Origin of the sequence: Streptomyces sp. MZ04, assembly GCF_004684775.1 — a bacterium.
Classification (GTDB): domain Bacteria; phylum Actinomycetota; class Actinomycetes; order Streptomycetales; family Streptomycetaceae; genus Streptomyces.
In genome coordinates this window covers 1-22069 of record NZ_SRIC01000128.1, presented here as the reverse complement: position 1 = coordinate 22069, position 22069 = coordinate 1, and the positions used below count along the sequence as shown (strand labels likewise).

The window sequence follows — 22069 nt, the reverse complement described above, 5'->3', positions numbered from 1 at the left end:
CATGAGCGTCTCGTGGGCTGGGAGATGGGTATAAGAGACGGACGCGGTACCGTTCGGCCCGCGAACCAATCGTAGGGAGACGACACCGTGAGCAAGACCGTGCGGCCGGCGGCCGAGGGGACTGACCCGTTCGGCACGGCTCGGCTCCGACGGGGAGTCCTGGACGCCTGGGCGGCCAGCCCGGCGAGGTTCCGCGAGGATGCCAACGCCGAGGAGGACCTCGCCCTCGGCGGGTACCGGGACCGGCTCGTAGTGGAGCTGGCGCAGAATGCCGCCGACGCGGCGGCACGGGCCGGAACGCGAGGCCGCCTCGCCCTCACCCTCCGGGACGGCGTACTCGCCGCCGCCAACAACGGCGCCCCCCTCGACGCCGCCGGAGTCGAGTCCCTCTCCACCCTCCGCGCCTCCGCCAAGCGGGAGGGGCACGAGGAGACCGCCGTCGGGCGGTTCGGCGTCGGCTTCGCCGCCGTGCTCGCCGTCTCCGACGAACCCGCCCTCGTGGGCCGTACCGGCGGTGTCCGCTGGTCCCTCGGCGAGGCCCGCGAACTCGCCGCCGAAACCGCCCGGTTCAGCCCGGGGCTCGGGGATGAGATCCGGCGCCGGGACGGGCACCTACCGCTGCTGCGGCTGCCGCTCGCCGCCGAAGGCACCGCCCCCGACGGGTACGACACCGTCGTCATCCTCCCCCTGCGCGACGCCGCCGCCGAGGATCTCGTCACCCGGCTGCTGGAGGGGATCGACGACGCGCTGCTCCTCGCCCTTCCCGGACTCGAAGAAGTCGTCGTGCAGGTCGGGGATGCCGAGCCGCGCGTTCTCCGGCGTACCGCCGCACCCGATCACGTGGACATCTCCGACAGCCGTGCCGGTACGACTCGCTGGCGCACCGTCAGTCGGCAAGGGCCCCTCGAGCAGGAGCTGCTCGCCGACCGGCCCGTCGAAGAGCGGCTGCGGCCCCACTGGTCCGTGACCTGGGCCGTTCCCACCGGCCGCGACGGCGCCCCGCTGCCGCCCCGCAGCGCCCCCGTCCTGCACGCGCCGACCCCGAGCGACGAGCCGCTCGGGGTGCCTGCCCTCCTCATTGCCTCGTTCCCGCTCGACACGACCCGGCGGCATGCGGCTCCCGGTCCCCTCACCGACTTCCTCGTGCAGCGGGCGGCCGACGCGTACGCCGAACTCCTCGCGGGATGGCGGCCCGTGGGGGAGGAGATCATCGGCCTCGTTCCCGGGCCGCTCGGCAAGAGCGAGCTCGACGGCGGGCTCCGGCAGGCCATTCTCGACCGGCTGCCCCGCACCGCCTTCCTGCCGCCCGCCGTGGAGCCCGTACCGCAGGAGGACCCGGACGTCCCCGAGTGGCAGGTTCCCGTCGCGCTGCGGCCCCGTGACGCGGAAGTCGTGGAGGGCGCGGGCGCCGAGACCGTACGCGTCCTCGCCGACGTCCTTCCCAGCCTGCTGCCCGCCGGGCTCGAACGCCGCGCCGAGCTGCGCACCCTCGGTGTCGCCCGGGTCCCGCTGACCGAGGCGATCGACCGCCTGGCAGGACTCGAAAAAGAGCCGGACTGGTGGCGGCGGCTTTACGACGCCCTCGCCGGCGTCGATCCGGACCGGCTGACCGGGCTTCCCGTGCCGCTCGCCGACGGGCGTACGACCATCGGCCCCCGCCAGGTCCTGCTCCCCGTCCCCAGCGACGAAAACCAGGACACCGACCCCGCCTCCCTCGCCCGCCTCGGCCTGAAGGTCGCGCACCCCGACGCCGTCCACCCCCTCCTGGAGAAGCTCGGCGCGCTGCCCGCCACGCCCCGCGCCGTCCTGACCACCCCGCAGGTCCGAGCCGCCGTCGCCGCCTCCCTCGACGACGACACCTGGGACGAGGACGCCCTCGACGCCGAGGAGCTCGCGGATGTCGTGCTCGGACTCGTCCGTGGGGCCAGTCTCGAGCCCGGTGACGAGCCCTGGCTCGGCGCGCTCGCGCTGCCCGACGAGGACGGCGAACCGGCGCCAGCCGGTGAACTCGTGCTGCCCGGCAGCCCGTTCGCCGAGATCATGCGCGAGGACGAACTCGCCATGGTGGACGCCGATCTCGCCGACCGCTGGGGCGAGCAGCCGCTGGCCGCGTGCGGCGTGCTGGCCACGTTCGCCCTCGTCCGCGCCACGGACGTCGTACTCGATCCGGATGAACTGGAGCCGCGCGAAGGGGACTTCGCCGAGACCGACGACGCCGGTCTTCTCGACGCCGTCGACGTGTGGTGCGAGGACGTGCTCGACCGGCTGCCGGACACCCCGGTGCCGCCCGTGGCGACGGAGATCGTCGCCGTACGGGATCTCGATCTGGTCGACGAGGACCGCTGGCCGCAGGCGCTCGCCCTGCTCTCGCGCCCGCCGCTGCGGGACGCGCTGACGCAGCCGCTGCGGATCCTGCTCCCGGACGGCACGACGGAGACCGTGCGGTCGTACACGGCGTGGTGGCTGCGCGGGAACCCCGTGCTCGGCGGCCGCCGTCCCGCAGGGCTTCGGGCCTCGGGCGGCGACCCGCTGCTCGAAGGTCTCTACGACGCCGCCGACGCCTCCGGTTTCGACGACGAGCAGGTGCTTCGCGCCCTCGGCGTACGCACATCGGTCGCCGCCCTCCTGGAGGAGCCGGGCGGCGCCGCCGAGCTGCTCGACCGGCTCGCGGACCCGGAGAGGACCGTTTCGGCGGCCCAACTGCACGCCCTGTACGGCGCCTTGGCGGACCTCGACCCGGAGCAGGTCACGCTGCCGGACGAGGTGCGGGCCGTGCTGGACGGCGAGGTCGTCGTGGTGGACGTGGCGGACGCGGTGGTCGCGGACGCCCCCGATCTGCTGCCGGTGGCCGACGGCGTGGCGCTGCTTCCCGTGCAGCCCCGCAAGGCGGCGGACCTGGCCGAGCTGTTCCAGGTACGGCGGCTGAGCGAGACGGCGGCGGTGGAGCCCGCGGGGGAGGGTGCCGAGCATCCGGTGCCGGAGCCGGTGCGGATCCTGCTGGGTCCCGCGACCCCGGAGACGTACATCGAGCACGACGAGCTGATCGCGGGCGGCGTGGAGCTGGACTGGCGTCGTACGCCGGACGGCACGATCCATGCCGCGACGCTGGAGGGTGTGGCCGCGGGGCTCGCCTGGGCAGCGGGGCAGTGGCCGCGGCGGTTCGAGGTGGCGGCGCTCCTTGAGGACCCGTCGCGAACGGAGGAGCTTGAGAGGGACCGCTGGTTCGATTGACGCGGGGGCCCCCGCAGGGGCGCGGGGAACTGCGCGACCAGCCACGACGCACCCGCAGACAAGAATCCGGCGCCCAGATCCCGGTCACAAAACCTTCACTTCCCGTACAACCCTCCGTCCCCCTGGAAGGTCTCCTCTTCCGAGTCAACAGACTCCTAGATCACTTGGGCCCCGCGTGACCGCTGTCGAAGCACCGCGGGGCCCCTTCTCCAACTGGGGAAACACATGCGCATCCGTGCCACCGTGGCCGCACTGACCGGCACCCTGGCTCTGTCCGCACTCGCCGTTCCGGCCGCTCAGGCCGTGGACGGCCCGTCGTCCGCCCCTCGCATAGCCGCGCAGGGTGCGAACGTCGGCGACACCGAGATCACGAAGGTCTCCGTCAACGGCGGCAAGAACGTCGTCGTCGGCACCACCAACAAGGTGCAGTTCACCGTCGCCGTCACCGCCACCGACCCGGAAGGCATCGCGGGCGGCAGCGCCTTCCTCTACCACGGCGGCAGCATCGACACCGCCGACGGTGTCCTGGCCCCGGACGACTTCGACGGCACCTGCAAGGTCGTCGACGCCACCACCTCGACCTGCTCCGTCACGGTGATCGCGGACCCGCAGACGGGCCTCTACAACGGTCTGGCCGGGTCGGGCTGGAAGGTCTACGCCGCCATCGGCGCGAACGACGGCGACTCGGCCGAGGGCGAGTCGTACGCGTCCGACGCCAACATCCAGCGCAACTCCCGTCTCACCACCAACGCCTCCCCGGAGCCGGTCAAGAAGGGCAAGACCCTCACGGTCACCGGCGCCCTGACCCGCGCCAACTGGGACACCTTCAAGTACGCGGGCTACACCAACCAGTCCGTGAAGCTCCAGTACAAGAAGAAGGGCGCGACCTCCTACACCACGCTGAAGACGATCACGTCCGGCGCCAGTGGCGCCCTGAAGACGACCGTGACGGCCTCCGCGGACGGCTACTACCGCTACGTCTTCGCCGGTACGTCCACGACCCCGGCCACCACGTCGACCAGCGACTTCGTGGACGTCCAGTAGTCAGCAGCGTCACGCCGGAAAGCGGCGGCCGACCCAGCGGTAGACGACCTCGATGATCAGTGAGGCCACCGCCGCGATCGCGACCGCCGCCCACGGCATCGTCGTACCCACCAGCTTCAGTTGGAAGAAGTCCTGGAGCCAGGGGACGGTGAGCACCAGCAGGAAGCCGAGACCCATCGCGCCGATCAGCCCGATCCGCCACCACGTGTACGGACGGGCGATGATCGCGAGCACCCACATGGCGATCAGGAACAGCGCCAGCGTGGCCGCGCTGGTCTCGGCTTCCCGCGCGCCCGCGCCCTCGTAGTAGTGCCGGGCGAGCAGATACGTGCCGAAGGTCGCGACGCCCGCGACGACACCGCCCGGGATCGCGTACCGCATGACCCTGCGCACGAAGTGCGGCCTCGCGCGCTCCTTGTTGGGGGCGAGCGCGAGGAAGAAGGCCGGGACGCCGATGGTGAGCGTCGAGAGCAGGGTGAGGTGCCTCGGCAGGAACAGGTACTCGACCTGTGAGCAGACCACCAGCAGCGCGATGATCACCGAGTAGACGGTCTTGACCAGGAACAGCGTCGCGACGCGCGTGATGTTGCCGATGACCCGGCGGCCCTCGGCGACCACCGAGGGCAGCGTCGCGAAGCTGTTGTTGAGGAGCACGATCTGGGCGACCGCCCGCGTCGCCTCCGAGCCCGAGCCCATCGAGACACCGATGTCCGCGTCCTTCAGGGCGAGTACGTCGTTGACGCCGTCGCCCGTCATCGCGACCGTGTGGCCGCGCGACTGGAGGGCGCCGACCATGTCGCGCTTCTGCTGCGGGGTGACCCGGCCGAAGACGGAGTTGGCGTCCAGGGCCTCGGCCATCTCGCCCTGTTCGGCGGGCAGGTGCCGCGCGTCGACGGTGTTCTCCGCGCCCGGCAGCCCGAGCTTGCCCGCGACCGCGCTCACCGAGACCGCGTTGTCGCCGGAGATGACCTTGGCCGCGACGTCCTGCTCCTCGAAGTAGCGCAGGGTGTCGCCGGCGTCCGGGCGAAGGCGCTGCTCCAGGACGACCAGGGCGGTGGCGCGGGCCCCGGCGGCGACGTCCGGGTCGTCCAGCTCACCGGCGGCGCGGGCGAGCAGGAGCACCCGCAGGCCCTGCTGGTTGAGGCCCTCGATCTCGGCGAGCGAGGGGTCGTCGGAGGGCAGCAGCACATCGGGGGCGCCGAGCAGCCACGTCGAGTTGTCGCCGTCGCCCTCGCTGAAGGAGGCGCCGCTGTACTTGCGGGCCGAGGAGAAGGGCAGCGACTCGGTGCAGCGCCACTCCTCCGCGTCGGGGTAGGCGTCGATGATCGCCTGGAGCGAGGCGTTGGGGCGCGGGTCGGATTCGCCGAGGGCGCCGAGGACCTTGCGTACGTAACTCTCGTCCGCGCCGTTCAGCGAGCGCACCTCGGTGACGTCCATGCCGCCCTCGGTGAGGGTGCCGGTCTTGTCCAGGCAGACCGTGTCGACGCGGGCCAGGCCCTCGATGGCGGGCAGCTCCTGCACCAGGCACTGCTGGCGGCCGAGCCGGATGACACCGATCGCGAAGGCGACCGAGGTGAGGAGCACGAGCCCCTCGGGGATCATCGGGACGATGCCGCCCACGGTGTAGGCGATGGACTCCTTGAAGTTGTCGTCCTTGACGACGAGCTGGCTGATGATGAGCCCGATCGAGGTCGGCACCATCAGCCACGTCACGTACTTGAGGATCGTGGAGATGCCGCTGCGCAGCTCGGAGTGGACGAGCGTGAAGCGCGAGGCCTCCTCGGCGAGCTGAGCCGCGTACGCCTCACGGCCGACCTTCGTCGCGGTGAACGCGCCGCCGCCCGCGACCACGAACGAGCCCGACATCATCCGGTCGCCGGGCTTCTTGATGACCGGGTCGGCCTCACCGGTCAGGAGCGACTCGTCGACCTCGAGGCTGTCGGTCTCGACCGCCTCGCCGTCGACCACGATCTTGTCGCCGGGGCCGAGCTCCACCAGATCGCCGAGGACGATCTGGGAGGTGGAGATCTCGGCGGCCACGCCGTCGCGCCGCACGGTCGGCTTGGCCTCGCCGATGACCGCGAGTCCGTCCAGGGTCTTCTTGGCGCGCAGCTCCTGGATGATGCCGATGCCGGTGTTGGCGATGATGACGAAGCCGAAGAGGCTGTCCTGGATCGGCGCGACGCCGAGCATGATCACCCAGAGCACGCCGATGATCGCGTTGAACCGGGTGAAGACGTTCGCCCGGACGATCTCGCCCAGGGAGCGACTGCTGCGGATCGGTACGTCATTGACCTCGCCGCGTGCGACCCGCTCGGCGACCTCGGCGGCCGTCAGCCCCGCCGCGCGTCCGGTGGCCGGAGCCACCGGGTGGACCGGGTCGAGCTCGGCGCCCGCGTCGATATGCGTCATGCCCTCGACGGTAAGGGCGGGAAGGGGCGTTCACCCCTTGAGTGGCGGAAAGATCCGACCACGGTAGGACGCGAACGGTCCCGTGGTCGTACGGACTGCTCCGAGCTACTCCGAAGCCCCTGCCTCGGCCGCCTTGCGCGCTGAATCCTCGGCGGCTCGCTTGAGCGCGGCGTCACGGCCACGGACGTACCAGATGCCGATCAGGCCGAGGCCGGCCCCGGCGAGGCAGGTCCACACCCACCAGGTCGCGTCGCGGTCGTCGAACCAGCCATAGAACGGCAGCTGGACCAGGAAGAGGACGAACCAGAGGATCGTGCCGCCGGTGATGGTGGCGACGACGGGCCCCTCCAGGGGCTCCGGTGCCTCGTGCTTGGGGGTCCACTTCGCCATGGGCACAGCTTACGAGAGTGCTGGGCGCACCCCGCCCCGGGGCGAGCAGGCCTTGTGGCTCAAGGGTCTACGCGCGGAGATAGCGAATTCGGTCTCATGTATTCATACTGAAACGGTTCGTTAATGGCCGATTGCTTTCGTACGAAGAAACAATTCGATCTTAATGTTGACCTCGAGGTCGCCGCTTAACGATCTTTCCCTTCCCTGAGCTCACGAGGTCCCGCATGCCTTCCTCGGCCACCGCCCCGGTCGACGCCAGCAATGAGCCGCCGAAGCCCCCGCAAGGCGGCCTCGACGGCTACTTCAAGATCACGGAGCGGGGCTCCACGCCGGCCAGGGAAGTCCGCGGCGGCTTCGCCACCTTCTTCGCGATGGCCTACATCATCGTGCTGAACCCGATCATCCTGGGCAGCGCGAAGGACATGTACGGGAACCAGCTCGACAACGGCCAGCTCGTCACCGCGACGGTCCTGGTCGCCGCCTTCACCACGCTGCTCATGGGCGTCATCGGCAACGTCCCGATCGCGCTCGCCGCCGGTCTCGGCGTGAACACCGTCGTCGCCCTCCAGCTCGCGCCCCGCATGTCGTGGCCCGACGCGATGGGCATGGTCGTCCTCGCGGGCTTCGTCGTGATGCTGCTCGTCGCGACCGGCCTGCGCGAGCGCGTGATGAACGCCGTGCCGCTGGGCCTGCGCAAGGGCATCGCGATCGGCATCGGCCTTTTCATCATGCTGATCGGCCTCGTCGACTCCGGCTTCGTCTCGCGCGTCCCGGACGCCGCGCACACCACGGTCCCGCTGCAGCTCGGCGGCGACGGCCACCTCACCGGCTGGCCGGTTCTCGTCTTCGTACTCGGCGCGCTGCTCACGCTCTCCCTGCTCGTCCGCAAGGTGCCCGGCGCGATCCTCATCAGCATCGTCGCCATGACGATCACCGCGATGATCATCGACGCCGTCGCGACGGTCCCCTCCTGGGGTCTGACGGCGCCCAAGTGGCCCGGCAATCCCGTCGCGAGCCCGGACTTCGGTCTCGTCGGTCAGATCAGCCTGTTCGGCGGCTTCGGCAAGGTCGGCATGCTCACCGGCATCCTCTTCGTCTTCACGGTGCTGCTGTCGACCTTCTTCGACGCCATGGGCACGATCATGGGCGTCAGCGACGAGGCCAAGCTGACCGACTCCAAGGGCAATGTGCCCGGCATGAACAAGATCCTGTTCGTCGACGGCATCGCCGTCGCGGCCGGCGGCGCCTCGTCCTCATCGGCGACCACCTGCTTCGTGGAGTCCACCGCGGGCGTCGGCGAGGGCGCGCGTACGGGCTTCGCCAACATCGTCACCGGCGGCCTCTTCACGGTCGCGCTCTTCCTCACGCCCATCGCGACGATGGTGCCGTCCCAGGCGGCCACGCCCGCGCTGCTCGCGGTCGGCTTCCTGATCATGTCCGGCTCCGTCGGGCAGATCGACTGGAGCGACTTCACCATCGCGATCCCGGCGTTCCTGACGATGACGATGATGCCGTTCACGTACTCGATCACGAACGGCATCGGCGTCGGTTTCATCACCTTCACCGTGCTGCGCCTCGCCTCGGGCCGCGGCCGGGAGGTGCCGGTCGCGATGTACGTCGTGTCGGCGGTGTTCGCCTTCTACTACCTGATGCCGGCTCTGGGTCTCACGTAAGGGCCCCGACGCTCACGCGGCCCCGTAGAACTTCTCTGTCTCCTCGACGGACGTAGCGAACCGCTCGTCGAAGTCATCACGGATGAGCGTCCGGACCACATAGTCCTGGACGCTCATTCCTCTTTTGGCGGCGTGCTGCTTGAGCCGGTCGAGCAGCTCACCGTCTATCCGCAGGCTGAGTACTGTCGATCCCATGCGTGACAGGGTCGCCGCCGCCCCGCCGCGCGCGTCTCACTTTCCGAAGTCACCTCACTCATATGGGTGACGAAAAGGTTCTGCGTACTCAGACACGGGAACCGAGTGGTCTTTAGGTAGAGTAATGAGTTACTCTAACGAACATGCCGGACCTCTCCCAGGGTGACGACGCCGCCGCCGTGAACTCACTGCGCTCCGCCGTGATGCGCCTGTCCCGTCGACTCAAGCACCAGCGGGTCGACGAATCGCTGAGCCCCACCGAAATGTCGGTGCTCGGCACCCTCGCCCGCTGCGGCCACGCCACCCCCGGTGAGCTGGCCCGCAAGGAACATGTGCAGCCGCCGTCGATGACCCGCATCGTGGCGCTGCTCGAAGCCAAGGGTCTCGTCCGGCTCCAGCCGCACCCCGAGGACCGCCGCCAGAAGGTGGTGACCCAGACGGAGACCGCCGAGGCGATGCTCGAGGAGAGCCGCCGCAAGCGGAACGCCTGGCTCGCCGGCCTGGCGGAGCACCTGGACGAGGACGAGTGGGCGCGGCTGCGTGCCGCGGCTCCGGTCCTGGAGAAGCTGGCACACCTGTAGTCGACAGGAACCCCTGTCGCTTGTTGTCCGGCAGGAACCCCTGTCACGTACGCCAAGGAGGCGAACGCACTTTGAGTACGGGATCCGGAGCAGACTCCGCCCCCGCACCAACCGCCCTCGACAAGACCCCGGCCGGTAAGTCGTCGATGTTCAGCTCGCTGAAGATCCGCAACTACCGGCTGTTCGCCTCCGGCGCCGTTGTCTCCAACACCGGTACCTGGATGGCCCGCATCACCCAGGACTGGCTGGTCCTGAGCCTCACCGGATCGTCCGCGGCCGTGGGCATCACCACCGCGATGCAGTTCCTGCCGATGCTGCTCTTCGGCCTGTACGGCGGCGTCATCGCCGACCGGTTCGCCAAGCGGAAGCTGCTCTTCTGCACCCAGGGTGCGATGAGCATCAGCGGCCTCTTCCTCGCCGCGCTCACGCTCAGCGGCAACGTCCAGGTCTGGCACGTCTACCTGGCGGCCTTCTTCACCGGCCTCGTCACGGTCGTCGACAACCCGACCCGGCAGTCCTTCGTCTCCGAGATGGTGGGCCCGGACCAGGTCCGCAACGCGGTCTCCCTCAACTCGGCGAACTTCCAGTCGGCGCGGCTCGTCGGCCCCGCCGTGGCGAGCGGCCTGACGGCGGCCGTCGGCCCCGGCTGGGCGTTCCTCGCCAACGGCCTGTCCTTCCTCGCGCCGCTGACGGGTCTGCTCCTGATGCGTACGAGTGAGCTCCACCCCACGCCGCGCAAGCCGCGCGGCAAGGGGCAGCTGCGGGAAGGCCTGAACTACGTCTCCAAGCACCCCGAGCTGATCTGGCCGATCGTCCTCGTCGGCTTCGTCGGCACGTTCGGGTTCAACTTCCCGATCTGGCTGAGCGCGTTCGCGGACGACATCTTCCACGGTGGCGTGGGGATGTACGGGCTCTTCAACACCCTGATGGCGATCGGCTCGCTGGTGGGCGCGCTGCTCGCCGCCCGCCGTGGCACCTCACGGCTCCGGGTGCTCGCCGGGGCGGCGATCGCCTTCGGCGTGCTGCAGATGGTGGGGGCGTTCGCGCCCGAGCTGTGGATGTTCGTCGCGCTGATCGTCCCGATGGGCATCCTCGGTCTGACGGTGAACGTCACCGCCAACTCCTCGGTCCAGATGGCCACGGACCCGGAGATGCGGGGCCGTGTCATGTCCCTCTTCATGATGGTCTTCACCGGTGGTACGCCGCTGGGCGGCCCCCTCTTCGGCTGGCTCGCCGACGCGTACGGAGTCCGCGTCAGCATGGCCGTCGGCGGCCTCATCTGCGCACTCGCGGCGGTGGGCGTGGGCTTGATGCTGGCGCGCGCGGCGAACCTTCGCCTGAAGCTGGATCTGCGGCGGGGGCAGCAGCATGTGCAGTTCGTGCCGCGTGAGCAGTTGGCGACGGCGGCGTAGCCCGTTCTCCGGTGTCTTCGGTGTCCTGCACGCGCCGGGCCAGGACCTGGCCCGGCCAGGTGCCGTCGCCCTCGACGAAGGCCTCGCGTAGCAGACGAAGGCCTCGCGTAGCAGTCGACCGGAGCAGGGAGATTCCCGAGCTCAGAGCGCGAGTTCGATTCCCGTCACCCGCTCTCGCAAGCAGGCCCAGGTCAGAGACCTGGGCCTGCTTCGTTGTCTTGCGTGGCGGGGTCACGGCATCGCGAGAGCCTCCGTCGGGGCCAGGCGGGAAGCGCGGATTGCCGGGTACAGGCCTGCCATGCCTCCGATGAGCAAGGTCGATGTCACACCGCCGGCGGTCGCCCACGGCGGGACGATGGCGGCGTAGCCCTGCGCGGCGGCGTACCCGGTGGTGACCGCGATGCCGACCACGACGCCGCCGATGCCGCCGAGTGCCGAAAGGAGCAGTGACTCGGCGAGGAACTGAAGTCGGATCTGGCCGCGGGTCGCGCCGAGGGAACGGCGCAGGCCGATCTCCCCGCGGCGTTCCAGGACGGTGATCACCATGGTGTTGGCGACTCCGACGCCGCCGACGAGCAGGGACACGCCGCCCAGGCCGAGGAGCAGCCCGGTCAGCGCCTGGTCGGTGGCCTCGCGGGCGGCCAGGGCGTCCGACGGGCGCGAGACCTTGACCTCGCTCGGCGCCTGCGGATTGGTGGTCCCGGGGAGCACCGAGCGGACCGCCTCGACGGCGCTGTCCTCGGTCCGCGTGTACACGGTCGTCGGGTGCGTGTCGAAGCCGAGGTACGTCTGGGCGGCCGACCAGCCGACCAGCACGGCACCGTCCAGCTCGGGGGCCAACGGCACGGGGTCGAGGATGCCGACGACGGTGAACCACTTGCTGCCGAGGTAGACCTGGACGTCCACGCCCGCCGCCGCGATGCCGAGGCGCTTGGCGGCCGAGGAGCCCAGTACGACGGCCGGGTACTTCTCCGTCGCCTTGTTGAACCAGATCCCGTGGGCCATCGTGGTACCCACGGTCGAAGGGAGCTTCAGGTCGGCCGCCAGCACCGAGATGCCGCCCGACTCCCCCGACGGGATCTTGTCGTTGCGGTAGACCTTGGCCGAGGAGACCTTGCCGGTCGCCGCGACCTTCTCCACGGGGCCGATGCGCGAGATCATCGCCACCGACTCGGTGGGCAGCTTCGCGTCGCCCCCGGTCATGGTGCTGCCGGGTGCCACGGTGAGCATGTTGGTGCCGAGTGCGGCGAGCTGCCGGTCGAGATCGGCGCGGCTGGACGAGGAGATACCGACCACCGCGATCATCGCGGAGATGCCGATCGCGATGCCGAGCGCGGACATGAACACCCGCAGGGGCCGAGTACGCAGACCTGCGCTGCCGACTCGCAGGACGTCCCGCAGCCGCAGGCGGGCGGGGGAGAGTGACGCGCTCACTTCACCACCTCTCCGTCGCGCATCGTGATCTGCCGGGGCAGTGCGGCGGCGATGTCCCGGTCGTGGGTGATGACCAGGACCGTGGTGCCGGCGTCGTGCAGGTCATGGAGCAGTTCCATGACCGCCGCCCCGGAGGCCGAGTCCAGGTTTCCGGTGGGCTCGTCGGCGAGCAGGAGCGCCGGCCGGCCCGCCACCGCGCGGGCGATGGCGACGCGCTGGCCCTGCCCGCCGGACAGCTCGTGCGGGAGGTGGTCGAGCCGGTCGTCGAGACCGACGCGGAGCAGCGCCTCCTCCGCCCGGCGCCGGCGTTCCCTCATCGCCATGCCCGTGTAGAGCAGCCCGTCGGCGACGTTGTCCAGTGCGGTCTCGCCCGGCGCCAGGTGGAACTGCTGGAACACGAACCCGATGCGGTGGGCGCGCAGCGCCGACAGTTCGCGGTCGGACAGGGCGGCGATGTCGTGGCCGTCGACGCGCACCGTGCCGGCCGAGGGGCGGTCCAGGGTGCCGATCAGGTTCAGCATCGTGGACTTGCCGGAGCCGGACGGGCCCACGATGGCGACCAGTTCGCCGTAGCCGACCTCCATCGAGACCCCGCGTACGGCCTTGACTCCGCCCGGGTACTCCTTGGTGACGCTCTCCAGCTCGACGACGGCGTTCGTCCGGGTGATCACTTCGGGGTCCGCGAAGGCGCTCGTACTCATGCGGGCACTCCGACCTTCATGCCCTCGGACACGCCGTCGCCGCTGATCTCGACCCGGCCGTTCGCGAACAGGCCGGTCTTCACGGCGACGGTGCGGGTGGTCCTGCCGTCGACGACCTCGACTCCGTAGCCGCCCTCGGCGAGCGTGAGCAGCGCGGACACCGGGACGGTCAGCACGTTCTCGCGCTTCGAGGCCGTGAAACCGATGTCGACCGTTGCCTGGTCGAAGCCGGAGACCGCCTTCTTGCCGGCGAAGGCGATGGTGACCAGGATCTTCGTCTCGCTGCTCGACGAGTCGTCGCCGCCGGAGCCGTTCCCGGAGCCTGAGCCACTTCCGTTTCCGCTGTCGCTGTCGCTGACCTTGCTCCGGGTGTCGGTGATCTTCCCCTTCACCGTCTTGCCGTCGGGGAGCTTGACGGTCACCGCGGCGCCCTTGACGGCGAGGCGCACGTCGGAGACCGCGAGCTCGACGGTGGCACCGCGTACTGTGCCGGTGTGGGTGAGCACGGCGTCGCCCGGCTTGGCCGCATCGCCCAGGGAGGCCGTGACGGTGTCCACCCGCACGGCGTCCAGAACGTACGCGACGTGTCCCAGGTCGACGGTGCCGGTCCGGGCGGACTCCGGGAGTCCGATCGCCTTCTGCCACTTCTTGACCGCGGTGGCGGTGGCCTCGGTGTACTCGTTGTCCACGGTGAATCCCCGGTAGCCGAGGTCCCAGAGGTTCCGTTCGAACTGCTTGACGTCGGCGCCCTCGGTGCCGACCGTCAGTGCGCGGTACGTCGGCAGCTTGCCGTACATGAGGACGACGGGAGTGTTGTCGACCCGGTAGAGCTCCTGGCCTTTTCTGATGGTGGAACCGGGGGTCGGCAGCGATGTCACGGTGCCGGACAGCTTTCCCACCAGGGTCGTCGAGTCGCCGTAGCTCAGCTTGCCGCTCTCGGTCTGCGTATCGAGGAGCGTCCGCTCGGTCACCTTCACGGTCGCCGGCGGGAGGGTGCTGTGTGGCGCCTTCGCCTTGTCGCCGGACGAAAACCCGATCCCGGTGGCGGCGACCACCCCGGCCCCGACGGCCAGCACGGCGGCCCCGACCAGTGCCGCCCGGCCGGCGGCGCGACGCCGCTTCTTGGTCGCGCCGCTCATCCCTTGCTCCCGCCGGGGCCGCCACCCTGACTCGGGTTCAGGTTCATCGCGCCGCCCGGCTGGTGCGCGGCGCACGCCTTCTGGGCCTTCTTGAACTTCGGGTCGTCCGGGCTCATGCCCGTCTGGTCCTCATCGACGACCACGCCGCCGCCACCGGCCTGCGGGTCCGGGAAGTTGGACACGCCGTTCTTGCGCATGCACTCCGCGAGCTTCTTCAGCTGCTCGGTGACCTTGGGGTCCTCGACGCCCTTCTTCTCACCACCGCTGGGCAGGTACTGCTTGCACTTCTCGGAGACCTCCTTGCCCTTCTGCGGGTCCACGCCCTCGGGCAGCATCAGCTGAGCACCGTCGTCCTTGACCTCCGGGTCCTGGAAGTCCGGGATGCCGTTCTCCCGCATGCACTTCGCGTACTCCAGGGCCTTCTCCTGGTCGCTCTTCTTGTCCGCCTTGGCGGCTGAACTGCTCGACGGCTTGGACGAGCCGCCGTTCGCCGACGCCACGCCGCTGTCGTCACCGCCGCTGCCGCAGCCGGTCACTCCCGCCATCACCAGCAGACCGACCGCGAGCGCTGTCTTGACGCGCATGTCGTCTCCTTCTCCCGGCGGCCGGGCAGCTCCCGGCCGGTGAAGTCATTGGAGTCGGCGGGGCGTCATCCGGGCGTAACTGATGACGATGACGGAAAAGTGACACCGCACTTGTGAGGATGAACCCATGCGCATCCTTGTGGTGGAGGACGAACCCCTGTTCGCGGACTCCGTGGCCGAGTGGCTGCGGGGAGCCGCACACGCCGTCGACGTGGTGTACGACGGCGGCGCCGCGCTGGAGAGGGCCTCGGTCCATGAGTACGACGTGATCGTGCTCGACCGCGATCTGCCCGTCGTGCACGGCGACGATGTGTGCCGTGAGCTCGTGGCCGCCGGACCGGCCGCCCGCATCCTGATGCTCACCGCCGCCTCCGACATCGACGACCGCGTGGCCGGCCTGGCGCTCGGGGCGGACGACTACCTGGCCAAGCCGTTCGCGTTCCGCGAGCTGGAGGCACGGGTGGTGGCGCTCGGACGGCGCTCCCGGCAGGTCGCGCCGCCGGTGCTGTTACGCGCGGGGATCCGGCTGGACCTGCACCGGCGCGAGGTGTACCGCGACGGCCGGTACGTGTTGCTGTCCCGCAAGGAGTTCGCCGTACTCGCCGAGCTGCTGCGCGCCGAGGGCGCCGCCGTCTCGGCCGAGCAGCTCCTGGAGAAGGCGTGGGACGAGAACACCGACCCGTTCACGCACACCGTGCGGATGACGATCCACAAGCTGCGCCGCAAGCTGGGCGATCCGGCGGTCGTGGTGACGGACCCGGGAGTGGGGTACCGGATCATATGAGCCACACGGCAGCCGACGGGCTGAAGTCCACGCGGAAGTCCACGCGGAAGTCCACGCGGAAGTCCACGCGGAAGTCCTCCCGTCTGTCCATCCGGGCCCGGTTCACGCTCGTGCAGTGCGGGTTCGCGGTGCTCGCGTGTCTGCTGCTCCTGGGCATCACGTACTTCCTGGTCGGCGAGCAGCTGCCGCAGGACAGCAAGGCCGGTGGGCCGGTGGCCGCGCCGGGCACGGTGGTGACGACGGAATCGCCGGAACCGGGTACGGTCCGGCCCGTTCCCGGCGGTGACACGGACACCAGGGCCGGGCACCTCATCCTCTCCCGGGAGGCCGCGCTCGACGCACTGTTCACGCAGGGCGGGGTCGCCCTGGGAGCCGTCGCGTTCGCCGCGACCGGCCTGGCATGGCTGGTCGCGGGGCGGCTGCTGCGGCCCTTGCACCGGATCACCGAGACCGCCACCCGGATCGCCAAGGCCCCGGCCGCGGACCGGGGGCTGCACGAGCGGATCGCGCTGAAGGGACCGGCCGACGAGCTCAAGAACCTGGCCGACGCCTTCGACGTGATGCTGGCGCGTCTGGATCAGTCCTTCGACGGACAGCGACGGTTCATCGCGAACGCCTCGCACGAGCTGCGCACGCCGCTGGGCCTCAACCGGGCGCTGATCGAAGTGGCGTTGCAACGTCCCACCACCACGGCGGACGCGCGGCAGATGGGCGAAACGCTGCTTGACATCAACGCGCGGCACGAGCGGCTGATCGACGGGCTGCTGTTGCTGGCGCGCTCGGAGCGGGAGGTGGAGGAGCGGTCCTTCGTCGATCTCGCGGACATGGTGGAGCGGCTGGCCGAGCACCCGGCCCCTGCCGGGATCCGTCTCACCACCGCGGCGAAGGAGGCACCGACCACCGGAAACGTCGTCCTCCTCGAACGACTCGTCCAGAACCTCTTCGAGAACGCGATCCGCTACAACGTCCCCGAGGGTGGCTGGGTCCACGTCAGCAGCGGCACCGCGCCCGACGGCTCGGCCCGCATCCAGGTCAGCAACACCGGCCCCGTTGTGCCCCAATACCAGGTGTCGAGCCTGTTCGAACCCTTCCGCCGGCTGGGGGCCGAGCGCGTCAGAACCTCCGGCGCCGGTCTCGGCCTGTCCATCGTCCGCGCCGTCGCCCGCGCACACGGCGGCGACGTCCAGGCCGAACCCCGGGGCGGCGGAGGCCTGATCGTCACGGCCACCCTGCCACCGTCGTAGTCACTCGGTACGCGGGCCGTCGCGGTACGGGCTCGGTTTCGGGAACGGGCGCCCGCGCGCGGAGCGCGCAAATGAATAATGAATACAGTGGGGAAAGAACCGCCGGAGGCCCACACTCGCACCATGAGAATTTTCGCGGCGGTGCTCCCGCCGGACGCGCAGGCGGCCGAACTCGCCCGAGCAGCGGCCAAGTTGAAAACCCTGCCGGGCGCCCGAGCCCTCCGCTGGACCACCCCGGAGGACTGGCACTTCACCCTCGCCTTCATGGCGGAGGTCGAGGACGCCACCGTCCCGGAGCTCTCCGACCGCCTCTCCCGCGCGGCCAAGCGCACCGCCCCCTTCCCCCTCTCCCTCCACGCCGGAGGCCACTTCGGCGACCGGGCCCTGTGGACCGGCGCCGCAGGCGACATCGATACCCTCCGCCTGCTCGCCGCCCGCGCGGACGCCGCGGCCCGCAAATCCGGCATCACCATGGAGGAGCACCGCCACTACCGCCCCCACCTCACCCTGGCCCGCGGCAAGGGCGAGCCACCCCTCGCCCCGTACGCCGAGGCCCTCGCCACGTTCCAGGGCGAGGAGTGGACCGTGACCGAGCTGACCCTCGTACGCAGCAATCTGCCCAAGAGCGGGATGCCGGGGGAACGCCCCCGTTACGAGGTGGTCGGGCGCTGGCCGCTCGGCGGCGCCGGTTAACCTCGACTACGTGGACCCGAAAACCAGGAACCGGATCATGGCCGGTGTGCTCGTGATGATGTTCGTCGTAGTGGCGGTGGCGGCCGCGTTCGGCAGCTAGCCAGGCGGCCCGCCCGCGCACCCGTGGGTACTGCGTACCGCCCTACCAGCGCACCCGTGGGTACTGCGTACCGCCCTACCAGGCGAAGGACTCCGGAGACGGCCCCGGCCCCGGGAAGATCTCGTCCAGCGAGCCGAGAATCTCCTCCGACAGCTCAAGCTCGACCGCACGCAGCGCGGACGCGAGCTGCTCCGCCGTACGCGGCCCGACGATCGGCGCGGTCACGCCGGGCCGCGTGAGCAGCCAGGCCAGCGCGACCTCGCCGGGCTCGAGCCCGTGCTTGTCGAGCAGCTCCTCGTACGCCTCGACCCGCGCGCGCACTTCCGGCTTGGCGAGCTCTGCCGCGGCCCGCCCGCCGGTGCGCCGCGAGCCCTCGCCCTCCTTCTTCAGTACGCCGCCAAGCAGCCCGCCGTGCAGCGGCGACCACGGAATAATCCCCACGCCGTAGTCCTGGGCGGCCGGGATGACCTCCATCTCGGCGCTGCGCTCGGCGAGGTTGTAGAGGCACTGCTCGCTGACGAGTCCGTAACTGCCGCGCCGGGCGGCCACCTCATTGGCCTGGGCGATCTTGTAGCCGGGGAAGTTGGAGGACCCGGCGTAAAGGATCTTCCCCTGCTGCACGAGTACGTCGACGGCCTGCCAGATCTCCTCGAAGGGAGTCCGGCGGTCGATGTGATGGAACTGGTAAATATCGATGTAGTCGGTCTGCAGCCGCCGCAGCGAGGCCTCGACCGACCGGCGGATATTGAGGGCGGAGAGCTTGTCGTGATTGGGCCACGGTGCTTCTCCGTGGACGGCCATGCTCCCGTACAGCTTGGTGGCGAGCACGACCTTGTCGCGCCGCTCACCGCCCTCCGCGAACCAGGTGCCGATGATCTCCTCGGTGCGGCCCTTGCCGGCGGTCTGACCGTAGACATTGGCGGTGTCGAAGTAGTTGATGCCCGCGCCGAGCGCGGCGTCCATGATCGTGTGGCTGTCGGCCTCGTTGGTCTGCGGCCCGAAGTTCATGGTCCCGAGCGTGAGCCGGCTGACCTTCAGTCCCGTGCGTCCCAGCTGCGTGTACTTCATGACTGCTTAGCCAACGACTTGGAGTGCGCTCGACGCAAGGGGGCAGGCGGGGGCCGGTCAGTCGCGGGGGAACTCGTCAGTTCTGAGGGTGAGACCGACGGTGGTGTGAGTGAGGTCCACCATGTCGCCGAATACGAGCTTCCGGTCGGTGTCGTACTCGCCGTCCTTTGGGTCGGTGTAGAGCAGGCACCGGCCTTGGTACGGGTCGACGATGAGGTAGCCGGGAACTCCGGCTTCGGCATACGCGGCTGAGTTGGGTCAGGATGCCGAAGGTGATGGCCCAGTGGGTGTCCCGCTGTGGCCACATGAAGATGTGCCCCCCGACGATCTCGGTCTTGATTCCCTCGGGGACGGGCATCCTCTCAAGCCACTCGAACATCATGTCCAAGGTGAGCCTGTCGCTGATCTCAGCCATCTCGATCCTGCCGGTCTCTACGACGGTCATCGGTCACGAGCCGCCCAGCCGGCCCTCGGCTCGTCAGTCGCGGGGGAAGTCGTCGGTCTTGAGGGTGAGGTCGACGATGGTTCCGGTCAGGTCAATCTCGTCGCCGAAGTCGGACCTCGACACCGTGAGGTAGTCGCCGTTCTTGGGGTTGGTGTAGACGTGGCACCGGCCCTGGTACGGATCGGCGATGAGGTAGATGGGGACACCGGCTTCGGCATAGGTGGCCTTCTTCGGGCCATAGTCGTTCAGCCCAGTGCCTCGGGAGATGACCTCGGCGATGAACTCCACGTCCTCGTAGCGCCAGCGCCCTTCTTCGTCCGCCTCCGCTCCGTCGCGGAACTTCGCCATGTCCGGGCAGAAGCCGTTCTGGTAGCCGGGGAAGTCGATGCGTACGTCCGTCATCGCCAGCACATCCCGGCTGAACTTGTCGTCCAGCGCGTAGAGGATCCTCCGGATGATCTGCCAGTGCACATTCCGCTGCGGCACCATCGAGACAGCCCCCTCGACAACCTCTGCCTTGATTCCCTCGGGGACCATCCGCTCGATCAGCTCGAACCACGCGTCCAAGCTCTTGGCGTTGTCGTCGGCCATGGCGATCCTGTCGGTCTCTACGACGGTCATCGTGGCGCTCCTCCCCGGCCGCCCTCGATCGAGTACAGCCGCGCAGTACAACGATACGCACGGAGCCAAGGTCACGTCCGTCACGAGCCGCCCATCCACCCCGCCGCGTCGAGCCGGAACGCCTTCGGCGGGACGACGGTGCGCAGATCGTCCTCCATCTCGCGGAGGCGCCGCCTGCCCAACTGCCGCGCCCACCCCGCGTGCAACTCCTCGAAGATCGCCGCTGAACGAGCGAGCGCGTCGATGCCGTGCGGGGTCAGCCGGACCAGCTTGCGGCGGGCGTCGGCGGGGTCGTCGGTGCGTTCCGCGTAGGTGAGGGCAATGAGCCGGTCGATCGTCTTTCCGGCGGCCTGCTTGGACACGCCGAGCCGCCGCCCGACCTCACTGACGCTGGCGCCCCGCACCCCGATGGCCTGCATGGCGAAGCCGTGGGCCGGGCGGACGTCCGGGTGTCCCTGCCGGGCGAGCTCGGCGTGCAGCCGGTCGATGAGGGTGCGGAACCCGGCGAAGAGGAGCAGGGGCAGCTCGTAGCCCCGCCCGTCGCTCTCAGGGTTCTCCGGATTCTCCGGGTCGTCCGGGCCCTCCGAGGGATCACCCTTGTGATATTCGACAACCTGGTTTACCTTCTTCTTATCGTCAACCACGTTGTCCATCGTAAGGGGTACCTCTTGTTCGCTGAACACACTGTGGAAACCGCACCGGCCGAGTCCCGTGCCGCGATGGAGCGCACGGCGGCGGCCTTCGGCAAGACGCCGAGCGCGGTGGCGCGCATGGCGGAGTCGCCCGAACTCCTCAACGGCTTCCTGGAGTTGAGCGCGGCGTTCGAGGGCGCGACGCTGGACCCGGTCGCCCGCGAGGTCGTCATCATGACCGTGGCCGTACGCAACGACTGCCACATCTGCGTGACCATGCACACGGGCAAGCTGCGCAAGCTGGGCGCGGAGACGGGGCTGATTGCCGCGCTGCGGGAGGGGCGTCCCCTGGAGGACGAACGGCTGGAGGCGGTACGGCAGTTCACGCTGGAGGTGCTTGCGACTGCGGGTGGCGTGGAGGATGAGCGGCTGAAGATGTTCCTGTCCCACGGCTACACGGAGCGGAACGCGCTGGAGGTCGTCCTCGGCATCGGTACGTACACGATGTCGACGCTGGCGAATCGGCTGATGCGGGCGGTGTGAGGGGGCTGTTTCTGGGCATTCGCCGTTGCCGCTGCTGTGGCTGGACTTGGTCCAAGATCGGGTTGCTGCGATGGCCCAGGAACGGTAGCCCTCACCTCAACTTCCGTGTCGTTGCCTGGTCAGTCAGTGCGGAAGTCTGCAGCTACCGACGATCCGTCGCCTTCGGATGCGCCGTACTCGCGTACGTGATCCAGCAGGTCTCGTGTGCGGTGTCGATGAGGTACCAGATGCGCCCGCCCCCGGTCACCTCGATCTGCCACTGCTCACAGGTCTGCGCACGGTGTGTTCCATGGGCCAACGTGCCTTTGAGCCGGTGGTGGCGAGGCGTCTCGGTGGCTGGTCTCGGGTCAGTGCGCATGCTGATCCAGGCTCGGTACGTGTTCCCGCGGGCCTGCTGGCACAGGCTCTCCCACCCTTTCGCCGAAGCCGCGTCGGCGAATCGGACGTCCCATTGGCCCAGCGGCGCCGGTGGAGCGGCCCGGTCACCTCGGCCCGCCGTCACCCGGCTTCCTCGGGGTCCCGCGCCGAACCGTAGTCCGCGTTGTGGTCCCTGGTCAGCGCTGCCAGCAGCTCGGGGTCCGAGTGCACCTCAGCCGTGTGCTGCCACGCGATGAGGAGCTGGGCCACCGACGAGTTGTTGGCCAGGGAGTCGGCCGCCCGCATCGTGTCGACCAGCTCGACGGCGAAGGCGTGGACGTCCGGCTCCGGAAGGAAGCGGACCCAGGGGAACGCGTCCGGCAGTATGTCGAGGAGGAGTTCCATGCTGCCGGGCTCCCGTCGAGCCATCGCGGCCAGCATCCGCGTCGCCGCCGACACCACGGTCTGGTCCTGCTCCGCCCGCGCCGCCGTCGTGAGGATCAGGTCCTCGCCGTCCCTGCGGTGCAGAAGGAGCCGCGGTGACTCCTTGAGCCGGGCGATGGTCTGCTTGTTCTTGTTCACCAGCTCGGAGAAGTTCACGGCAGTCGTGGAGGCGTGAACGGCTGCATTCTCGTGTCTCATAACTTTGAAAGTACTTCGAAAGTAGCGCATGCGCCATCGCCCGTAAGAGGGGCATCGCTGTCCGGCTTTGCGGCCCCGCCACACCCTCGATACGTCACCCGCCGCAGCACCGCCTCCATCAGCCCTCGCCGCCCCGCCCGCTCC

The 22069-nt window shown here is 69.7% G+C and carries 20 protein-coding genes and 1 pseudogene; 9 read left to right on the top strand and 12 right to left on the bottom strand.

Going from position 1 to position 22069, the window contains the following annotated elements:
- Positions 1–87: 87 nt before the first annotated feature.
- Positions 88–3231, top strand: a complete 3144-nt coding sequence (locus E2651_RS24555; protein ID WP_135333380.1) for a molecular chaperone Hsp90 — start codon at positions 88–90, stop codon at positions 3229–3231.
- Between the two features lie 225 nt (positions 3232–3456).
- Positions 3457–4275 carry a calcium-binding protein gene (locus E2651_RS24550; protein WP_135333379.1) on the top strand — a complete coding sequence of 273 codons (819 nt, stop codon included), beginning with the start codon at positions 3457–3459 and terminating at the stop codon, positions 4273–4275.
- Between the two features lie 9 nt (positions 4276–4284).
- On the opposite strand, the gene E2651_RS24545 is transcribed toward E2651_RS24550, so the two are convergent.
- Both E2651_RS24545 and E2651_RS24540 read right to left on the bottom strand, forming a co-directional pair.
- Positions 4285–6687, bottom strand: a complete 2403-nt coding sequence (locus E2651_RS24545; protein WP_135333378.1) for an HAD-IC family P-type ATPase — start codon at positions 6685–6687, stop codon at positions 4285–4287.
- 105 nt (positions 6688–6792) lie between these two features.
- Positions 6793–7077 (bottom strand): DUF2530 domain-containing protein, encoded by a 285-nt coding sequence (locus E2651_RS24540; protein WP_135333377.1) that lies wholly within the window; start codon positions 7075–7077, stop codon positions 6793–6795.
- 224 nt (positions 7078–7301) lie between these two features.
- Here E2651_RS24540 and E2651_RS24535 point away from each other — a divergent pair, with 224 nt between their 5' ends.
- Positions 7302–8750, top strand: a complete 1449-nt coding sequence (locus E2651_RS24535; RefSeq protein WP_135333376.1) for an NCS2 family permease — start codon at positions 7302–7304, stop codon at positions 8748–8750.
- Between the two features lie 12 nt (positions 8751–8762).
- Here the strand turns inward: E2651_RS24535 and E2651_RS24530 are convergent, their stop codons facing one another.
- On the bottom strand, positions 8763–8945 hold the full coding sequence (locus E2651_RS24530; RefSeq protein ID WP_135333375.1) for a ribbon-helix-helix protein, CopG family: 183 nt from the start codon (positions 8943–8945) through the stop codon (positions 8763–8765).
- A 143-nt stretch (positions 8946–9088) separates the two neighbouring features.
- Between E2651_RS24530 and E2651_RS24525 the strand changes: the two genes are divergently transcribed.
- Positions 9089–9526 (top strand): MarR family transcriptional regulator, encoded by a 438-nt coding sequence (locus E2651_RS24525; protein ID WP_135333374.1) that lies wholly within the window; start codon positions 9089–9091, stop codon positions 9524–9526.
- A 71-nt stretch (positions 9527–9597) separates the two neighbouring features.
- Positions 9598–10938 carry an MFS transporter gene (locus E2651_RS24520; RefSeq protein WP_135333373.1) on the top strand — a complete coding sequence of 447 codons (1341 nt, stop codon included), beginning with the start codon at positions 9598–9600 and terminating at the stop codon, positions 10936–10938.
- Positions 10939–11169: 231 nt separating this feature from the next.
- On the opposite strand, the gene E2651_RS24515 is transcribed toward E2651_RS24520, so the two are convergent.
- Genes E2651_RS24515 through E2651_RS24500 form a run of 4 tightly spaced genes read right to left on the bottom strand, consistent with a single transcriptional unit; the run spans position 11170 to position 14796 of the window.
- Positions 11170–12372 carry an ABC transporter permease gene (locus tag E2651_RS24515; RefSeq protein ID WP_245239159.1) on the bottom strand — a complete coding sequence of 401 codons (1203 nt, stop codon included), beginning with the start codon at positions 12370–12372 and terminating at the stop codon, positions 11170–11172.
- Positions 12369–13073: an ABC transporter ATP-binding protein gene (locus tag E2651_RS24510; RefSeq protein WP_135333372.1), complete on the bottom strand. Its 705-nt coding sequence runs from the start codon at positions 13071–13073 to the stop codon at positions 12369–12371. Before E2651_RS24510 ends, E2651_RS24515 begins: the two co-directional genes overlap by 4 nt.
- A complete protein-coding gene (locus E2651_RS24505; protein WP_135333371.1) occupies positions 13070–14212 on the bottom strand; it encodes a peptidoglycan-binding protein in 1143 nt (380 codons plus the stop codon). Before E2651_RS24505 ends, E2651_RS24510 begins: the two co-directional genes overlap by 4 nt.
- Positions 14209–14796: a hypothetical protein gene (locus E2651_RS24500; protein WP_135333370.1), complete on the bottom strand. Its 588-nt coding sequence runs from the start codon at positions 14794–14796 to the stop codon at positions 14209–14211. The genes E2651_RS24505 and E2651_RS24500 overlap by 4 nt, the downstream gene beginning before the upstream one ends.
- A gap of 127 nt (positions 14797–14923) precedes the next feature.
- Here E2651_RS24500 and E2651_RS24495 point away from each other — a divergent pair, with 127 nt between their 5' ends.
- From E2651_RS24495 to thpR, 3 genes are all read left to right on the top strand, one after another.
- Positions 14924–15580, top strand: coding sequence for a response regulator transcription factor (locus E2651_RS24495; RefSeq protein ID WP_135333369.1), 657 nt, complete (start codon positions 14924–14926; stop codon positions 15578–15580).
- Positions 15577–16824 (top strand): HAMP domain-containing sensor histidine kinase, encoded by a 1248-nt coding sequence (locus E2651_RS24490; RefSeq protein ID WP_135333368.1) that lies wholly within the window; start codon positions 15577–15579, stop codon positions 16822–16824. Before E2651_RS24495 ends, E2651_RS24490 begins: the two co-directional genes overlap by 4 nt.
- Before the next feature lie 123 nt (positions 16825–16947).
- A complete protein-coding gene (gene thpR, locus E2651_RS24485) occupies positions 16948–17517 on the top strand; it encodes an RNA 2',3'-cyclic phosphodiesterase (protein ID WP_135333367.1) in 570 nt (189 codons plus the stop codon).
- Between the two features lie 175 nt (positions 17518–17692).
- Here the strand turns inward: thpR and E2651_RS24480 are convergent, their stop codons facing one another.
- The 4 genes and pseudogenes from E2651_RS24480 to E2651_RS24465 form a co-directional block, all read right to left on the bottom strand.
- Positions 17693–18685, bottom strand: coding sequence for an aldo/keto reductase (locus tag E2651_RS24480; RefSeq protein ID WP_135333366.1), 993 nt, complete (start codon positions 18683–18685; stop codon positions 17693–17695).
- A gap of 57 nt (positions 18686–18742) precedes the next feature.
- Positions 18743–19130 (bottom strand): annotated as a pseudogene (locus E2651_RS24475) (Uma2 family endonuclease).
- A 33-nt stretch (positions 19131–19163) separates the two neighbouring features.
- Positions 19164–19751 carry a Uma2 family endonuclease gene (locus E2651_RS24470; RefSeq protein WP_135333365.1) on the bottom strand — a complete coding sequence of 196 codons (588 nt, stop codon included), beginning with the start codon at positions 19749–19751 and terminating at the stop codon, positions 19164–19166.
- A gap of 80 nt (positions 19752–19831) precedes the next feature.
- A complete protein-coding gene (locus tag E2651_RS24465) occupies positions 19832–20404 on the bottom strand; it encodes a MarR family winged helix-turn-helix transcriptional regulator (protein WP_135333364.1) in 573 nt (190 codons plus the stop codon).
- A 66-nt stretch (positions 20405–20470) separates the two neighbouring features.
- Between E2651_RS24465 and E2651_RS24460 the strand changes: the two genes are divergently transcribed.
- Positions 20471–20926, top strand: a complete 456-nt coding sequence (locus tag E2651_RS24460) for a carboxymuconolactone decarboxylase family protein (RefSeq protein ID WP_209446228.1) — start codon at positions 20471–20473, stop codon at positions 20924–20926.
- A gap of 498 nt (positions 20927–21424) precedes the next feature.
- Here the strand turns inward: E2651_RS24460 and E2651_RS24450 are convergent, their stop codons facing one another.
- Positions 21425–21925, bottom strand: coding sequence for a hypothetical protein (locus E2651_RS24450; RefSeq protein ID WP_135333361.1), 501 nt, complete (start codon positions 21923–21925; stop codon positions 21425–21427).
- Positions 21926–22069 lie beyond the last annotated feature (144 nt).

Excerpts from the sequence above, each read along its gene's own strand:
- E2651_RS24450 (WP_135333361.1), bottom strand. The coding sequence starts at position 21,925 with ATGAGACACGAGAATGCAGCCGTTCACGCCTCCACGACTGCCGTGAAC.
- E2651_RS24465 (WP_135333364.1), bottom strand. The coding sequence starts at position 20,404 with ATGGACAACGTGGTTGACGATAAGAAGAAGGTAAACCAGGTTGTCGAA.
- E2651_RS24505 (WP_135333371.1), bottom strand. The coding sequence starts at position 14,212 with ATGAGCGGCGCGACCAAGAAGCGGCGTCGCGCCGCCGGCCGGGCGGCA.
- E2651_RS24460 (WP_209446228.1), top strand. The coding sequence starts at position 20,471 with ATGGAGCGCACGGCGGCGGCCTTCGGCAAGACGCCGAGCGCGGTGGCG.
- E2651_RS24550 (WP_135333379.1), top strand. The coding sequence starts at position 3,457 with ATGCGCATCCGTGCCACCGTGGCCGCACTGACCGGCACCCTGGCTCTG.
- E2651_RS24510 (WP_135333372.1), bottom strand. The coding sequence starts at position 13,073 with ATGAGTACGAGCGCCTTCGCGGACCCCGAAGTGATCACCCGGACGAAC.
- E2651_RS24500 (WP_135333370.1), bottom strand. The coding sequence starts at position 14,796 with ATGCGCGTCAAGACAGCGCTCGCGGTCGGTCTGCTGGTGATGGCGGGA.
- E2651_RS24525 (WP_135333374.1), top strand. The coding sequence starts at position 9,089 with ATGCCGGACCTCTCCCAGGGTGACGACGCCGCCGCCGTGAACTCACTG.
- E2651_RS24480 (WP_135333366.1), bottom strand. The coding sequence starts at position 18,685 with ATGAAGTACACGCAGCTGGGACGCACGGGACTGAAGGTCAGCCGGCTC.
- E2651_RS24530 (WP_135333375.1), bottom strand. The coding sequence starts at position 8,945 with ATGGGATCGACAGTACTCAGCCTGCGGATAGACGGTGAGCTGCTCGAC.
- E2651_RS24540 (WP_135333377.1), bottom strand. The coding sequence starts at position 7,077 with ATGGCGAAGTGGACCCCCAAGCACGAGGCACCGGAGCCCCTGGAGGGG.
- E2651_RS24490 (WP_135333368.1), top strand. The coding sequence starts at position 15,577 with ATGAGCCACACGGCAGCCGACGGGCTGAAGTCCACGCGGAAGTCCACG.
- E2651_RS24470 (WP_135333365.1), bottom strand. The coding sequence starts at position 19,751 with ATGACCGTCGTAGAGACCGACAGGATCGCCATGGCCGACGACAACGCC.
- thpR (WP_135333367.1), top strand. The coding sequence starts at position 16,948 with ATGAGAATTTTCGCGGCGGTGCTCCCGCCGGACGCGCAGGCGGCCGAA.
- E2651_RS24495 (WP_135333369.1), top strand. The coding sequence starts at position 14,924 with ATGCGCATCCTTGTGGTGGAGGACGAACCCCTGTTCGCGGACTCCGTG.
- E2651_RS24535 (WP_135333376.1), top strand. The coding sequence starts at position 7,302 with ATGCCTTCCTCGGCCACCGCCCCGGTCGACGCCAGCAATGAGCCGCCG.
- E2651_RS24545 (WP_135333378.1), bottom strand. The coding sequence starts at position 6,687 with ATGACGCATATCGACGCGGGCGCCGAGCTCGACCCGGTCCACCCGGTG.